Origin of the sequence: Roseivivax sp. THAF197b, assembly GCF_009363255.1 — a bacterium.
GTDB lineage: Bacteria > Pseudomonadota > Alphaproteobacteria > Rhodobacterales > Rhodobacteraceae > Roseivivax.
This window is the reverse complement of record NZ_CP045318.1, coordinates 2484200-2499708: the sequence shown is the minus strand read 5'-3', so window position 1 is coordinate 2499708 and position 15509 is coordinate 2484200. Positions and strand designations below refer to the sequence as shown.

The 15509-nt window shown below is 63.3% G+C and carries 13 protein-coding genes and 1 pseudogene; 5 read left to right on the top strand and 9 right to left on the bottom strand.

Going from position 1 to position 15509, the window contains the following annotated elements; all coding sequences use genetic code 11:
• Positions 1 to 9: 9 nt before the first annotated feature.
• The 7 genes and pseudogenes from FIV09_RS12095 to FIV09_RS12065 all read right to left on the bottom strand — a co-directional run bounded on the left by FIV09_RS12095 (position 10) and on the right by FIV09_RS12065 (position 6647).
• Positions 10 to 1491 (bottom strand): aldehyde dehydrogenase family protein, encoded by a 1482-nt coding sequence (locus tag FIV09_RS12095; RefSeq protein WP_152450183.1) that lies wholly within the window; start codon positions 1489 to 1491, stop codon positions 10 to 12.
• 56 nt (positions 1492 to 1547) lie between these two features.
• Positions 1548 to 1994: a hypothetical protein gene (locus FIV09_RS12090; protein ID WP_152450182.1), complete on the bottom strand. Its 447-nt coding sequence runs from the start codon at positions 1992 to 1994 to the stop codon at positions 1548 to 1550.
• A gap of 9 nt (positions 1995 to 2003) precedes the next feature.
• Entirely contained in the window at positions 2004 to 2996 is a 993-nt protein-coding gene (locus FIV09_RS12085) for an ABC transporter substrate-binding protein (RefSeq protein WP_172975704.1), read from the bottom strand.
• On the bottom strand, positions 2993 to 4183 hold the full coding sequence (locus FIV09_RS12080) for a Gfo/Idh/MocA family protein (RefSeq protein WP_152450181.1): 1191 nt from the start codon (positions 4181 to 4183) through the stop codon (positions 2993 to 2995). Before FIV09_RS12080 ends, FIV09_RS12085 begins: the two co-directional genes overlap by 4 nt.
• The gene (locus FIV09_RS12075) at positions 4173 to 5111 is read right to left on the bottom strand and encodes a PDR/VanB family oxidoreductase (protein WP_152450180.1); all 939 of its coding nucleotides are present in this window, start codon (positions 5109 to 5111) and stop codon (positions 4173 to 4175) included. The genes FIV09_RS12080 and FIV09_RS12075 overlap by 11 nt, the downstream gene beginning before the upstream one ends.
• A 144-nt stretch (positions 5112 to 5255) precedes the next feature.
• On the bottom strand, positions 5256 to 5474 hold the full coding sequence (locus tag FIV09_RS12070; RefSeq protein ID WP_152450179.1) for a hypothetical protein: 219 nt from the start codon (positions 5472 to 5474) through the stop codon (positions 5256 to 5258).
• Positions 5475 to 5750: 276 nt separating this feature from the next.
• Positions 5751 to 6647: pseudogene (locus tag FIV09_RS12065) on the bottom strand (LysR family transcriptional regulator).
• Positions 6648 to 7153: 506 nt separating this feature from the next.
• Here FIV09_RS12065 and FIV09_RS12060 point away from each other — a divergent pair.
• Together FIV09_RS12060 and FIV09_RS12055 are read left to right on the top strand one after the other, a co-directional pair.
• On the top strand, positions 7154 to 7507 hold the full coding sequence (locus FIV09_RS12060) for a cyclophilin-like fold protein (RefSeq protein WP_152450178.1): 354 nt from the start codon (positions 7154 to 7156) through the stop codon (positions 7505 to 7507).
• 51 nt (positions 7508 to 7558) lie between these two features.
• Positions 7559 to 8305, top strand: coding sequence for an SDR family oxidoreductase (locus tag FIV09_RS12055; RefSeq protein WP_152450177.1), 747 nt, complete (start codon positions 7559 to 7561; stop codon positions 8303 to 8305).
• 155 nt (positions 8306 to 8460) lie between these two features.
• On the opposite strand, the gene rhaI is transcribed toward FIV09_RS12055, so the two are convergent.
• Complete coding sequence (gene rhaI / locus FIV09_RS12050; RefSeq protein ID WP_152450176.1) at positions 8461 to 9744, bottom strand: L-rhamnose catabolism isomerase; 1284 nt, start codon at positions 9742 to 9744, stop codon at positions 8461 to 8463.
• Positions 9741 to 11780, bottom strand: coding sequence for a bifunctional rhamnulose-1-phosphate aldolase/short-chain dehydrogenase (locus FIV09_RS12045; protein ID WP_371417777.1), 2040 nt, complete (start codon positions 11778 to 11780; stop codon positions 9741 to 9743). The genes rhaI and FIV09_RS12045 overlap by 4 nt, the downstream gene beginning before the upstream one ends.
• A 250-nt stretch (positions 11781 to 12030) precedes the next feature.
• Here FIV09_RS12045 and FIV09_RS12040 point away from each other — a divergent pair, with 250 nt between their 5' ends.
• The 3 genes from FIV09_RS12040 (at position 12031) to FIV09_RS12030 (ending at position 15507) form a co-directional block, all read left to right on the top strand.
• Positions 12031 to 12834 carry a DeoR/GlpR family DNA-binding transcription regulator gene (locus tag FIV09_RS12040; RefSeq protein WP_152450174.1) on the top strand — a complete coding sequence of 268 codons (804 nt, stop codon included), beginning with the start codon at positions 12031 to 12033 and terminating at the stop codon, positions 12832 to 12834.
• Between the two features lie 39 nt (positions 12835 to 12873).
• Positions 12874 to 13875, top strand: a complete 1002-nt coding sequence (gene rhaS / locus FIV09_RS12035) for a rhamnose ABC transporter substrate-binding protein (RefSeq protein ID WP_152450173.1) — start codon at positions 12874 to 12876, stop codon at positions 13873 to 13875.
• Between the two features lie 108 nt (positions 13876 to 13983).
• Complete coding sequence (locus FIV09_RS12030) at positions 13984 to 15507, top strand: sugar ABC transporter ATP-binding protein (RefSeq protein WP_152450172.1); 1524 nt, start codon at positions 13984 to 13986, stop codon at positions 15505 to 15507.
• The last annotated feature ends 2 nt before the right edge of the window (positions 15508 to 15509 follow it).

The following is a 15509-nucleotide window of genomic DNA, read 5'->3' as shown; positions in this document are numbered from 1 at the left end:
CCGGTCGGATTACTGCCCGGCCAGATGGATGTGGATGTTCTTCTCGTGGGTGAAGGACAGCAACTCGCCGATGCCTTCCTCGCGGCCTATGCCGGATTGCTTGACGCCCCCGAACGGTGCGCCGAGGAAATGCCGCCCGACCTCGTTGATCCAGACAAAGCCTGCATCGACACGGTGGGCGGCGCGGTGCGCGGTGGCCAGATCGCGGCTCCAGATCGCGGCGGTGAGGCCCACGTCGAGCGCGTTGACCTCCGCGAGCATCTCCGCCTCGTCAGACCAGCGCCGGACGGCCAGGACGGGGCCGAAAATCTCTTCGCGCGCGATTGTCATGTTGGGGCGCACATCAGCGAAGATCGTGGGCGCGATGAAGCAGCCCTCGGCAAGCGGGCCCTCGGTCACCGCATGTCCGCCGGTGACGACGCGCGCGCCTTCGGATTTGCCGCTATCGATATAGGCCATGACCCGGTCGAAATGGTCGCGCGAGACCAGCGCGCCCATGGTCGTCTTGGGATCGTTAGGCACGCCCGGCTTGAACCGCGCAACCGCATCGGCCAGCCGGTCCACGACCGCGTCGTGTAGGTCGTCATGCAGGAAGGCCCGGCTGGTCGAGCCGCAGGATTGACCGCACCAGCCGAAATTCATGCCCGCGACGATGGCCCCCGCGACCTTGTCGGGATCGCTGTCGGGATAGGCGATGAGGGCGTTCTTTCCGCCAAGCTCCAGCAGGACGGGCTTTACTGTCTCGGAGGCGCTGCGCATCACCGCGCGCCCCGCCGCAACCGATCCGATCAGCGTTACCTTGGCGACGTCGCGATGCTCTGCCAGGGCGGCCCCGGCCTCGGTACCGCCGGGCAGGACATTGAAGACGCCCGCGGGCAGCAGGCCGTCCACCAGCTCTGCCAGACGCAGGGCCGAGAGCGGCGCCTGAACGGGCGGCTTGATGATCACGGCATTGCCTGCTGCCAGCGGCGCGGCCATCTTTCCGCCGCAGAACATGAACGGATGGTTGAAGGCCAGGATGCGGGCCACCACGCCCATGGGCTCGCGCACCGACATGTTGACGCGCTCCGGACCCATCGGGATCGTGTCGCCCTTCATCTCCGTGACGAGGCCCGCGAAGAACTCCATCTGCGCCGCGGCGACAATCGCGTCGCCCCGCATCTCCGTATAGGGATTGCCGCAATTGGCCGCGTCGATCAGGGCCAGCTCGTCGCCATGTTTGCGCAGAAGCGCCGCGATCTCCTTCAGGATGCGTGCGCGTTCGAGCGGGACCACGTCGCGCCATTCCAGAAAGCCCTTGCGGGCGGCGGCGACGGCTGCATCGACATCGCCTTGGCCTGCGGTGGCGACGCGGCCCAAAGTGCCGCCCGCGCCGGGGTTCATCGTCTCGTCGTACTGGCCCGAGATCGGCGTGTGCCAGCCGCCCGCGAAATAGAGATCGCGCTGACGCGGAAGGGCTGCGTCGATATCAGGTGTCCTGGCGCCGTCCATGATGTTCTCCTCCTCCTGCTGCACGACACAGCGCGGCGCGGCGCACTGCGCGGCGGTCAGGCTGCTTGTGTTTCGAGACGTTCGATGAAGCGCGCGCCGGTCATGACCTCGCGCATGGGCAGGGATTCCTGCTGTGCATCGAGCTCGACATCGTAGCTCAGCCCGCGGCCATCCCAGAACCACCAGTAGACGATCTCGCCTTTCTTGTCGCGGATCGGCATGCGGAAGGTCGGGAAGGCCTTCTGCGCGTCCGGCACCTCGATATTGGCGACGACCGCGCAGCTGCGGCCCACGCGCTCCATCGCGCTGCCGAGGGGGATCATCGCCACGAACAGGCTGTCGCCTGCGACAAGCGCCGCAAGATCCGAAGGCCGCGTGTCGAACAGACCGCCAAGCGCGCGGACGACCGACGGATAGCTGCCGTGGTTATGGGTGATCTGGGCATAGGCCAGGCCTTTGCCCGTATGGATTTCGACGACGTCTCCTGGCGTGAAATCGGTCATGTCTTCCCCTCAGAGGCTGTAGGCTTCTTGTGTGGACGGATGGAACAATTCCTCGACCTGCACCCGTCGCGGGGACAGGCCCTGAGAGTGGTGGTAATCAAGGAAGGTATCGAGGACATGGGTGTTGCCCGCGACGCCATAGGTCCAGGGATCCTGCCCCATGAGCGCCTGCGCTCGGTTCAGGTTGTCTTCGACGAACGGCATGGTGACCTTGGTTGCCGACGTGTCCTGCAGGGCTGCCTGCGCAAGCGTCTTCGCCTCCGAGAACGCCTTCAGAAGCGCGCCAGGCAGCCAGGGATGATCCTCCGCGATGCTGCGCCGGATGCCCAGCACATGCATGATCGGGAAGATCTTGGTGCGGCCGAAATATTCCTCGGCGGCGGCGACGCTGTCGCGGAACAGACGGCCCACATGGGGATGGCCCTCGGCGAAGCAGCGCGGCCAGCGTGGACCGATGAAGCCGTCGATCTCACCGTCGGCCAGCATCTGATTGAGCGTGGCGCCCTCGGGGGCGTTCTCCACATTGATGTCCGAGGGCAGGTCGACCTTGATCTTCTCCGGGCGGCCCGGCGTGTCCATGCCGCCGCGCACCCAGGTGATGTCAGAGGGCTTTACGCCGAAATCGTCCTCGAGAATGCCGCGCACCCAGACATTCGCTGACAGCTGATACTCGGCGATGCCGATGCGCCGCCCCTTGAGATCCTGTGGTGTGTCGATGCCGCGATCGGTGCGGATATAGACCGAGGTGTGCCGGAAGGCGCGGCTGAGGAAGACGGGAACGGCCACATAATGCGGCTCTCCGCGGGCGACCGAGATGGAATAGGATGACAGCGACAATTCCGAAATGTCGAAGGCCTGATGACGGAAGGCGCGGAAGAACATCTCTTCGGGCGACAGCAGCATCGGCACGGGATCGACCCCGTCGATCTTCACGCGACCGTCGACGATCGCGCGCGTCCGGTCGTAATTTCCCATGGCAATCGAAAGCGTGAGATCGCTCATGCTCGCTCCTCCTCATTGTTCAGGCCGCATTGGCGGGTCAGATCCACGGCGTTGCCGGTCTCGGCCGACCGCAGGATCGCGTGGCAAACTTCCAGGCTCGCACGACCCCAGCGGCCGGTCTGGGCCGGGGCCCTGTCGTCGCGGACGGCCGCCACGAGCGCGTCAATCACCGTCTTTCGCGGTGCGTCGGTCATCGGTGCGGCGATGAAACGCCGTTCGAAATCGCCGCACAGCTCGACCCCGTCGGGGGTCAGCCGCAAATCGCCCCGATCGCAGGACACGATGATGGGGCCGAAATGTTCATGGTGGGCGGCCGGTGCGGGCGCGTCGGTCGCGCCATAGGTGCGCGTCGTCTTCAACCGCGCTTCCGCCGCGGGATCTAGGCCCTGAAGGGCGCGGCGCGCCTTTCCGTAGCCTGAGGGATCCTTGTCCGCGCCAAGCTCGGCCACGTCGTCCATCCAGATGTCGCTGTCGAAATGCGCGTAGCCGGAATAGGTCAGGCTGGCGAAGGCCCCGTTGCGAAACGACATCAGCGCGGAATACGCGCCTTCGGTCGGGCGGGCCGGGTCCCAAGCGCCGGTCATCGCCGTGATCCGCTCGGCCTCGCCGCCGCACAGAAGCCGAACGATGTCGATCTGGTGTACGCCCTGGCTGAACAGGACACCGCCGCCGTCCTCGGTGCGCAATTCCTCGGGGCGGCGCGGGCGATACAGAAAATCGGTGTAGTTGAAGGCGTGCACCATGCGCACCGCGCCAAGCTCGCCGCTGTCGATGATCGACCGGGCCAGGGCCACAGGCGCGTCGAAGCTGTGGCTCGGCCCCACGATCAGGTGCACGCCCGCCACTTCAGCGGCGGCAACTATCGCGTCCGCATCCGAAAGCGAGACCGCGAGCGGCTTGTCGACAAGGATGTGCTTGCCGTGCCGCGCGGCGGCGGTGACGTGATCCGCATGCATCTGGTGCGGCGTGGCGATATAGATCGCCTCCACCTCCGGATCGGCGGCCAGTGCGTCCACGTCCGTATGGCCGCGACCACCGAATTCCTGCTCGAACGCGTCCCGGCTTTCGGCGCGCGGGGCCGCCGCCGCCACAAGTCTGACGCGCGGGTCGGCGCGAAAGGTGGGCAGCATAAGTACGAAGGCGCGGCCAAGCCCGGCCACGCCGAGGCGGACGGGATCAGAGGTCAAGGACCAGATCCCCTTCCTTGGCACGCGACACGCAGATCATGATGTGATCCGATTGCTCGTGATCCATCAGGACCATGTCGCGGTGATCGGCCGTGCCCGAGATGAGCTTGGTCTTGCATGTCCCGCATGTGCCGCTTTCGCAGGAGCTGACGGTCGACACCCCGGCCTCGCGTAGCGCCTCCAGGATTGAGCGGTCCGCGGGGACCGTCACTGTCTTGCCGGATTTCTGCAGCGTCACCTCGAAGGGGCTGTCGTCTTCGCGCACGACCTCGACCGGTTTGAAGTCCTCGAAGTTGACCCGTCCCTCGGGCCAGTGACCGGAGATCGACACGATCTCCTCCATCAGCGGCTCCGGCCCGCAGCAATAAACCCGCATGTTCTGGGGTTCTTCGAAGTGATCCCAGAAGTCGTAGACCTCGTCTTCGTCGCCGTTGTCGTGATGCACGACCAGCTTCTCGCCGAAGGCCTCGACCATGTCATCGAGGTAGGCCGTATCCTCCTTGGTGCGAGTGCAGTAGATGATGTTGAAGGGCTTGTCTTCGCGCTTGAGGTGCTGCGCCATCGCATAGATCGGCGTGACCCCGATGCCGCCCGCGATCAGCAGGTATTCGGGGGCCTCCTCGAGCGGGAAGCTGTTTTCCGGCTCCTGGATGCGCAGCACGGTTCCTTCGGTCGCATCTTCATGCATGGACGAGGATCCACCACGTGACTCTGCCTCGCGCTTGACCGCGATCTTGTACGCCTCAGGCGCCGTGCCGTCATTGACGAGCGAGTAACGGCGCATCGCCCCGGACGGGGTTTCGATGGTGATGTGGGCACCTGGCTCGAAGCTCGGGAGGGTCACATCCTCCACGGGTTCCAGGGTGAATTCGCAGATATGTTGGGTGAGCGGGCGTCTGGCCGCGACGCGCATTTGCAGATGGTCCATATCTAGGCTTCATCCTCCTCTTGGCGTGCCTGAAGAAGGGGTGGCACGGTCGAATTCTGTAATACTTAGAAACCTAAGTTTCTGTCAAGGGAAGGCAACCAATGGTCGTCTTGGTTACTTTGTGTTGAGGTAAGTTTCTGATATCTATGATAAGAAAATTAGGGTCAGGACAATTCTGCCCAGCTCGCGCTGCACGGCGATTTCTGTGAGGCGTATCGACACAGGAGAAGGATGGGGTGCTGGCTGTTCGGCGAAACGGCCGTAGCGTTCGGAAAGAATCCGGTCTTTGGGCAGGTCGTACTTGCGACGCCAGTAGTAGACGGTTGCGTCTCTGATACCGTGCGTCTGGCACAGATCGGGCATTCTTATGCTCGCTTAATGTTACGTCAGCCTGCAAATGATCTGCGCTCCGCTGAAACGTTACCAAATTATCGCCTGTCACCTCAGTTGGAGAATGGGCCGACCGCAAATCAGGTTCTTGTCGGCATAGCCGGCCCTATGGCGCGGTCCTGAAAGATGCGCTTCGCCACGTCGATCGCCCGCATGTTGATTTTCGTCCCAATTGGTGCGTCTGCGACATAAGCCAAAAGTTGATCGCTTGTGCGGTCACGCCGATTAAGGGCGCGCCTTGTCCTCGCCTCATCCGTGTTCCCGCAACGCATCGAGAACCACTTGGAAGGCCGAGGAAGGGCGCAGGCGGCCTGGGTAGTAGAGGTAGAAACCTGGAAAGGACGGGCAGAACGCATCGAGACAGGTCTCGAGCCGCCCCTCGGCGATCGGTCGCGCCGCGAGGCGTTCGGGCACAAGCGCGAGGCCGATCCCGTCGATGGCAGCCTGCATGACCGGCCCGATCGCATTGAATCAGGCCTGACCGCGCACCTTGATGGTGATCTCGGTGCCATCGGGCTCCTCGAACTCCCAAGCATAGAGCCCGCCGTAGTTCGACAGCCGCAGGTTGACGCAGGCATGATCGGACAGCGCTTGCGGCGTCTCCGGTCGGCCATTGGCCGAGAAATATTCTGGCGCCCCGACGCAGATCATGCGCTCGTCCGGGCCGATGCGCGTGGCAATCATGCCCTCGCTCACCTGCTCGCCAAAGCGCACTCCCGCATCGCATTGCGAGACGGCGAGGTCGGTGTAGCCGTAATCGTTCACCAGCTCGACGTTCACCGAGGAATGCGCGCGCAGCACCGGAGCAAGCTTTGGCCAGAGCAGCGTTTCGATGGCGTAATCGGTGGCGGCAATGCGCACGGTCCCGGTGGGCTGGTCCCGCGCATCGTTGAGTGCCAGAAGCCGCGCCTCGATCTTGTCGAAGCATGGATTGAGCGTCGCCAGGAGGTCCTCGCCTTCGAGCGTCGGCGCGACCGACCGCGTCGTGCGGGTCAAAAGGCGTAAACCGAGCCGCTTTTCCAGCGACTTGATCGTGTGACTGAGCGCCGATTGCGACACGTTCAGACGGGCGGCTGCGCGGGTAAAGCTCCGTTCTTCGGCGACTGCTGCGAGCGCAATGAGGTCGGTGATGTTCTCGCGAAGCATGTGCGCTGCCAGGGGCTTTCGGGTCTGTTGAAACGTTGGGCAAGGATATATGCGCTGGGCTCATATTGTCCACCGATTGTGCGGCAATCCCTTGTCCAATTCGGCATCTGTACCGTGCTTGCCTCGGTTCTCGGCTAACCGCCCGCCACTTCTCTAGAATTGAATGATGAAGAACTGGGGTGCTGACTTTGACATGATGCCATGGCTCGCCCCCGGAACGAGCACCAGATCACGCAGCTCGCCAGCATTTGCTCTGAAAGCCCGTGCCGTTCATGGCGGGGACGCGGGATGCGTTCATGAACGTGGGAGGCCGGGACCGGTTGGACTGATGAGTGGCCTTCATGAGTGGCATTAGGCGACGGCGGATTATCCCGCAGGGGCTCGCCCCTATCTCCTACATATCAAAACGATGCGAGTGCGCGATGAGACAGCAGGATTTGCGAACGGTGGCTTTCATCGCGGCGCTTTGCGCCGGAGGTCAAGCAATCGCGCAAAAGGAGACCGCAATGATCCCGATTACGATCACCATCGGCGACGAGACCCTTGCCGCGACGCTCGACGACAGCCCGGCAGGGCGCGACTTCGCGACGATGCTGCCGCTCGAGCTGACGCTGTCCGACTATCACGGCATCGAGAAGGTGGCCGATCTGCCCCGTGCGGTCGACACGAGCCAAGCCCCCGAGGCTTACACGCCGGAACCCGGCGATATCACAATCTATGCCCCCTGGGGCAACCTCGCGATTTTCTACAAACCGTTCCGGGCGTCCCGCGGTCTTGTCCGGATCGGTGCCTTCGACGACCCCATCGGTCCGCTGCTGAGAAACGGCACGTTCGACGTCAGCATTGAGCGGACCGATTGACCCATCCGGCGGCGCATTCGCCGTCAATGACCTGAAACATGGAGTTAAGACATGACCGACAACATCACCGGAAAAGTTATCGTTATCACCGGCGCGTCCAGCGGTATGGGCGAGGCGACCGCCCGCGATCTTGCAGCAAAAGGCGCCAAGGTCGTCCTCGGCGCACGTCGGCAGGAACGGCTCGACGCAATCGTGGCGGACATCGAAGCGGCGGGCGGGGAAGCTGTCGCGCTCGCCACCGACGTCACCAAGCGCACCGAAGTTGACGCGCTGGTGGCCAAGGCGAAGGAAACCTTCGGCCGTGTGGACGTGATGTTCAATAATGCGGGCCTGATGCCGCTTTCGCCGATGGAAAGCCTTCGCGTGGATGAGTGGGATCAGATGGTGGATGTCAATGTGAAGGGCACGCTCTACGGCATCGGCGCGGTGCTGCCGATCTTCAAAGAGCAGAAGTCGGGCCAAATCATCAATGTGAGTTCCGTCTACGGCCACAAAGCTGTTGCAACCGGCGCCGTCTATTGCGGCACCAAGTTCGCGGTGCGCGCCATCTCTGAAGGCTTGCGGCAAGAGGTGAAGGACTACAACATTCGTGTCACGGTGATTTCGCCCGGCGCTGTCGACACCGAATTGACCCAGCACATCTCCGAGCCTGAGCTTGGCGATGAGATCCGCGGCTTCGTCAAGGACATCGCCGTGCCGTCCTCGACCATGGCCGACATGGTCGCCTTTGCGGTCTCTCAGCCCGAGAATGTGGACGTCAACGAAATCCTCTTCCGTCCGACCGTCCAGCCGGTCTGATCCGCTTCTCCACTTCCCTTGACCCTGCGACTGAGCCCCCGAAAATTTCGGGGGCTCATCATTCAGAACGCTGGTCTTTACCTGGTGCGGTCGCATGCCCAGAGCTGCGCACCGGTGTTGTGCGGCACTGGAAATACGCCGTTGGAATGCAGCGCTCAGACGATCCCGCCGCCTGCACCTGTCACGGCGGGTCGCTCTGCTGCCACGCGGGCGCGGTAGCCTGACTGCCTGTAAGCGGCAATCGGATCGATGGCGGCACCCGCCTCCTTGCGGGCCATTGCGAGGATCGGCTCCACGTCTGTGCGGAAGGCCGCCTTCAGGGTGGCAGACGACATCAGCGCGTCGTTTTCCGCCTGGTATCCGGCCAGCGCCTCGCGATCCACCAAGAGCGCCTGTGCATAGGCGCGGCGCACCTCGTTTGCCGAGCTCATCAGGCTTTCGATGGGATCGGTCACGTTGTGGCTCTGATCAAGCATATGTGCGGGATCGAACCCGGCTTTGCCTTCTGCGATCACCAGTTCGTTGAACACCAAAAACAGCCGGTAGGGATCGATCGAGGCGGTGTCGAGATCGTCATCGCCGTATTTGCTGTCGTTGAAGTGGAAGCCACCCAGCTTGCCCGCCCGGATAAGGCGCGAGACTATCATCTCGATATTCACGTTGGGCGCGTGATGGCCCAGATCGACCAGGCAGAAGGCGCGCTCGCCCAGATGTTGGGCGATCATGAGGTTGCTGCCCCAATCCTGCACCACCGTCGAGTAGAAGGCGGGCTCGTACATCTTGTGTTCGGTGAAAAGCCGCCAATCGTCCGGGATCCCGGCATAAACGTCTTCCATCGCGGACAGGTAGCGGTCGAATTGGCTGCCCAGATCGGTCTGACCCGGGAAATTCGACCCGTCGCCGATCCAGACCGTCAGCGCCTGCGAGCCGATCGCCTGACCAAGCTCGATCGTTTCGAGATTATGCGCCACCGCCTGATCGCGCACGGCCTTGTCGGTATGCGAAAGCGACCCGAACTTGTAGCTCAGCGCCTGATCGGGCTGGTCCTGGAAGGTATTGGAATTCATCGCATCGAAGCGCAGTCCCAGCTCTTTCGCCTTGTCGCGCAGATCGGCCGGATCGGCCTTGTCCCAGGGAATGTGAAGCGAAACGGACGGCGTCGCGGCCGTCAGCTGGTGCACCACACCGCAATCGTCAAGCTTGTCGAAGATCCCCCGCGGCTCGCCAGCGCCGGGGAAGCGGGCAAAGCGGGTGCCGCCGGTACCAACGCCCCAAGACGGGACCGCGACACCGTAGGCCGCCACCTTGGCTTTCACGGCATCGATGTCGATGCCGCGCCGCTCCAGCTGGGCGCCGAGGGCGTCGTAATCCTGCTGAAGCGATGCCTCCGCCTTGCCATTGGCGTCAGCGATCAGGTTTGCATCAATGGGGAGGGTCATCGCGTGAAGGCCTCCTTGTTGCCCGCATCCACGTTGAGGATGTTGCCGGTGGATTTCGCCGAAGTGTCGGCTGCGAAGAAATAGCAGGCCTCGGCGATGTCCTCGGGCAGGACAGAGCGCTTCAGCAAGGAGCGCTGACGGTACATCTCCTCCAGCCCCTCCTTGTCGGTGCCATAGGTGCCCGCGCGCTGTTCCAGCCATTCGCCTTCCCAGATCTTGGAGCCGCGCAGCACCGCGTCGGGGTTCACCACATTGACCCGGATGCCCGCCTCGGCGCCTTCAAGAGCGAGGCAGCGGGCGAGGTGGATCTCGGAGGCCTTGGCCGTGCAATAGGCCGACGCATTGGGGGACGCGGCGAGGCCGTTCTTTGAGGCCACGAATACGATGGATCCGCCGATCCCCTGGGTCCGCATCAATTTGAACGCTTCGCGCGACACCAGGAAGTAGCCCGTGGACAGGATGTCCATGTTCTTGGACCACAGCGCCAGCGACGTCTCCTCGACCGGGGCCGAGGAGGCGATGCCCGCATTCGATACCAGAAGGTCGATCCCGCCGAACTCCACGGCCGCGTCCGCAAAACTGCGCGCCACGGCCTCTTCCGAGGTCACATCCATCACCACGCTGCGCACGACGTCCGCGCTGAACTGGTCTGCAAGCGCGGTTTCAGCCTCGGCCACGGCATCGGCGTTGATGTCCGCCAGCACCACGCAGGCCCCTTCGCGCAGGTAGCGCGCTGCGGTGGCGGCACCGATGCCGCCCGCGCCGCCTGTGACCAGCGCCACACGGCCTGCAAGGCTTTTGGGTTTGGGCATGCGCTGCAGCTTGGCCTCTTCGAGCAGCCAGTACTCGATATCGAAAGCTTCCTGTTCGGGCAGGCCCTGATATTCGGAGACCGCCGATGCGCCACGCATGACGTTGATCGCGTTGACATAAAACTCACCAGAGATCCGCGCCGTCGCCTTGTCCTTGGCGAAGGTGATCATACCGACGCCTGGCACCAGGTAGACCACGGCATTGGGGTCGCGCATAGCGGGGCTGTCGTCCCGCTTGCAGCGGTCGTAATAGGCGGCGTAATCCGCGCGGTAGGCCTCGATTTGCGCGGAAAGCCCCTCGAGCACCGCATCCAGATTGCCCTGTGCTGGATCGAAGTCGACGACCAACGGGCGGATCTTGGTGCGCAGGAAGTGGTCGGGGCAGGAGGTGCCGAGCGCGGCCAGCGGCTCCATATCCTTGGCGTTCACGAATTCGAGCACCGCATCGCTGTCGTTGAAATGGCCGACCATGTGCTGGTTGCCGGACACGAAGCCACGGATCGCGGGCATCAGGCGCGCGGCGATGTCGCGGCGTGCGTCCGCGGCCAGGCTTTCGTGCTTTGCGCCGCCGAAGGCCGGGATGTCGGCAGTTTTCGTCTCCAGCCATTCGGTGGCTGTGTTGATGACGTCGATGGTGGTGTCGTAGCAGGTCTTGGCGTCATCGGCCCAGGTGAACAACCCGTGGCTTTCCAGCACGACGCCATCCGCATCAGGGTTCTCGAGGCAGTATTTTTCCAGCCACAGGCCCAGCTCGTAGCCGGGTTTCTTCCAGGGCAGCCAGCCGATCCGGTCGCCGAAGATTTCCTGCGTAAGCTCTTTGGAATTCTTTGATGCCGCGATGGCGATGATCGCGTCCGCATGCACATGATCGACGTGCTTCCGCGGCACATAGGCGTGGAGCGGCGTGTCGATCGACGCGGCACGGCTGTTCAGATTGAAAGTGCAATGGGGCAGGTACCCCACCATTTCGTCTTCGAACTCGACGCCGCGGTAGAGGCCTTTGAGCGCCTGCAATTTTTCCATGTAAAGCGTGGCGAAGCCGTCCATCTGGATCGAGCCGATATCCCCGCCCGAGCCCTTGACCCAAAGCACTTCAACCGGGTCGCCGGTCAGCGGATCGGTCTCCGTCACCTTGGCCGAGGTGTTGCCGCCCCCGTAATTCGTGACGCGCTTGTCGGAGCCGAGGATGTTGGAGCGGTAGAGCAACAACTCCGATTCGCTCATGCCGGTCGCGCGCTCCGCGTCCCAGCGATTTTCGAGCAGAGATTTCTGTATGCTTTTCAACACATTGTCCTCCAAGGCGACGGATCGCTCGCGTTTCATTTCGAGGCAGATCGTGTTCGGGGTGCGGCGGATTGTCAATCATAAACAGTCAGAATCACTCATGCTGCACCGCAGAATGAGTGAAAATGATTGTTTATGATTGACAGAAGGCGCGAATCCGGCGAGCGTTAAAGCGTCAAGGGAGGCGATAATGCACGAGAAAGAGCGCCACAGGGTCATTCTGTCAGCGATCCAGGATCGTCCTGTGGTGACGGTGGTGGAACTCTGCGCGCTCACCGACGCCTCCGAGGCGACGATCCGCCGGGACATCGCGACGCTGCACACCCAGCGCAAGCTGCGCCGTGTGCGTGGCGGGGCCGAGGCGCTGCATCCGCCGCAATTCGTCGGGCTGGCGGGGCGGCCATACGCGGTCAACGAGACGCTGCGCAGCCGGGAAAAGCAGGCCATCGCACGGGCGGCTGTGGCGCTGTGCGAGGATGGCGAGAGCATCATCATCAATGGCGGGACGACCACATTTCAGATGGTGCATCCGTTGGCCTCGCGTCGCTGTCAGATCTTCACCAACTCGTTTCCCATCGCCGAGCATCTGCTCAAGCATTCGAAGAACACGATCATGCTGTCGGGCGGCGCGATCTACCGAGAGCAGAACATCATTCTTTCGCCGTTCGACAATGACGTGACGCGCAATTTCTACGCCCGGCGCATGTTCATGGGGGCGCAGGGCCTGGGGCCTCTGGGTCTGATGGAGGCAGATCCGCTGCTGATCCAGGCCGAGCAGAAGCTGATCGGTCAGGCGGACGAGTTGGTCGTGCTGGTGGACAGCTCGAAATTCGAGAACCGCTCGAGTCTCGTGCTCTGCCCGCTCAGCCGGATCAGCACCGTGATCACCGATGAAGGAATTTCGGACAAGGCCGCCGCCATGCTCGAGGCCGCGGATGTGGAGTTGATCGTCGCCCGGACGGGCGGTGCTCAGGAAGCGGATGGGGTCGCCTGATACGGCTCCGCCTAAACAGCGAAAAAGGGAGGAAATCACATGATCCGTCGCAATTTCACGAAACTGGTGGCCGGCATGAGCCTGGCCGCAAGCCTGATGGGCACATCCGCCATGGCGCAGGACAACATGCGCATCGCGGTGGTGGTCAAGGCGCTGGGCATCGGGTTCTTCGAAGCCGCCGCCAAAGGCGCCGAGGAAGCCGCGGCCGAGCTGGGCAATGTCGAGATCATCTATACCGGCCCGACCGATACAACCGCCGAGGGCCAGATCGAGGTGATCAATTCGCTGATCGCTCAGGGCGTCGATGCCATCGCGATCTCCGCGAATGACCCCGACGCGGTCGTTCCCGCGCTGAAAAAGGCGATGCAGCGCGGCATCACCGTGGTGTCCTGGGACAGCGGTGTCGCCCCCGAGGGCCGTCAGGTGCACCTCAATCCGTCGTCCAATCCGCTGATCGGCAACATGATCATCAAGCTTGCTGCCGACAATCTGCCTGATGGTGGTCAGGTCGCAGTGCTGTCGGCGTCGGCCACGGCCACCAACCAGAACATCTGGATCGACGAGATGAACAAGGTGATGGACAATTACCCGGGCATCGAAGTCGTCGGCACGGTCTATGGCGATGACCTGGCCGACAAGTCCTACCGCGAAGCGCAGGGCCTGATGCAATCCTATCCCGATCTCGATGCGATCATCGCGCCCACGAGCGTAGGCATCGTCGCCGCGGCACAGGCGGTCGAGGATGCAGGCAAGGTCGGCGAGATCAACGTCACCGGGCTGGGTTTGCCCTCGGAGATGGCAGGTGCCATCGAAAGCGGCGCGTCCAAGTCCTTCGCGATCTGGAATCCGATCGATCTGGGCTATTCGGCCACGATGATCGCCCATGCGCTGGCCACCGGCGAGGCGACCGCGGAGCCCGGCGCGTCGATCCCGATGGGCCGGATGGGAGAGGTCACGCTGGATGACAGCAATTCCGGCGCCATGGCCGATCCGTTCGTCTACGACAGCTCGAACATCGACGAGTTCAAGTCGATCTTCTGAAGCCCGAACGGTCCGGGGATCTGATCTCCGGACCCGCGCCGGCTGCCTTTGACCGGGGCACCGCAAGGGCTGCGTGCATTTTAACCTGCAACGGTGAGAGGAGAGGTCATGCTGATGCAAAGCGCAGAGCAACAGGCGGCGGCCACGGACCGGCCCGTCCTGGCGCTCGACGGCATCACCAAGACATTCCCGGGGGTCAAGGCACTCGATCAGGTGTCGCTGCGGCTCTATCCGGGGCAGGTGACCGCGCTGGTGGGCGAGAACGGCGCGGGCAAGTCGACGCTGGTCAAGACGCTGACGGGCATCTACCAGCCCGATGGCGGACGCATCGAGCTGGACGGCGCGCCCGTGCGCTTTGCCACGGCGCAGGCGGCAGCCGATGCCGGGATCACTGCGATCCACCAGGAAACCGTGCTTTTCGACGAACTGACCGTGGCCGAGAACATCTATCTGGGTCACGCACCGCGCGGCCGGTTCGGTCTGATCGACTGGGCCGCCATGGCCCGCGGTGCCAGCGAGATCCTGCAGGGGATCGGCGCCGACATCGACCCGGATGCGCGGCTGCGCGATCTGGGCATCGCCAGCAAACACCTGGTCGCCATCGCGCGTGCCCTGTCCATTGATGCGCGTGTGGTGATCATGGACGAACCGACAGCGGCCCTGTCGCACAAGGAAATCCAGGAGCTTTACGAGTTGGTCGAGGCGCTCAAAGCGCAGGGCAAAGCGATCTTGTTCATCAGCCACAAGTTCGATGAGATCTTCCGCATCGCCGACCGCTACACCGTCTTCCGTGACGGCCAATTCGTCGGTGACGGGCGCATCGCGGATGTGAGCGAGGCGGATCTCGTGAAGATGATGGTGGGTCGCGATGTCAGCCAGATCTTTCCCGAGCGCAACCGCGAACTGGGCGAGGAAGTCCTTCAGGTCGAGGGCTACGCGCATCCCACCGAGTTCGCCGATATCGGGTTCAGCCTGCGCCGAGGCGAAATCCTGGGATTCTACGGACTTGTCGGTGCCGGCCGGTCGGAATTCATGCAGGCCCTGTTCGGGATCACCCGGCCATCTGCGGGCACGGTGAAGGTCGACGGACAGGAGCGCGCGATCCGGTCGCCCGCCGATGCCATTGCGCAGGGCATCGTCTATGTGCCCGAGGATCGCGGCAAACAGGGCGCGATTACCGCGTTGCCGATCTTCCAGAACGTCACCCTGCCGTCTCTGGGGCGGACATCGCGCAACGGGTTCTTGCGCCTGGCCGAAGAGTTTCAGCTCGCCCGCGATTATACCGAACGGCTGGACCTGCGCGCGGCCTCGCTCGATACCGAGCTGGGCACGCTGTCGGGCGGCAATCAGCAAAAGGTCGTCATCGCCAAATGGCTGGCCACGCAGCCCAAGGTCATCATCCTCGATGAGCCCACGAAGGGCATCGATATCGGCTCCAAGGCGGCGGTGCACGCGTTCATGGCCGAACTGGCCGCGGAGGGGCTGGCGGTCATCATGGTCAGCTCCGAGATCCCCGAAATCCTCGGCATGTCGGACCGGGTGATCGTCATGCGCGAAGGCCGCATGGCTGACGAACTGGAAGGCGATGACCTGACCCCCGAAACCCTTGTGCGGCACGCAGCCGGTATCTGAGG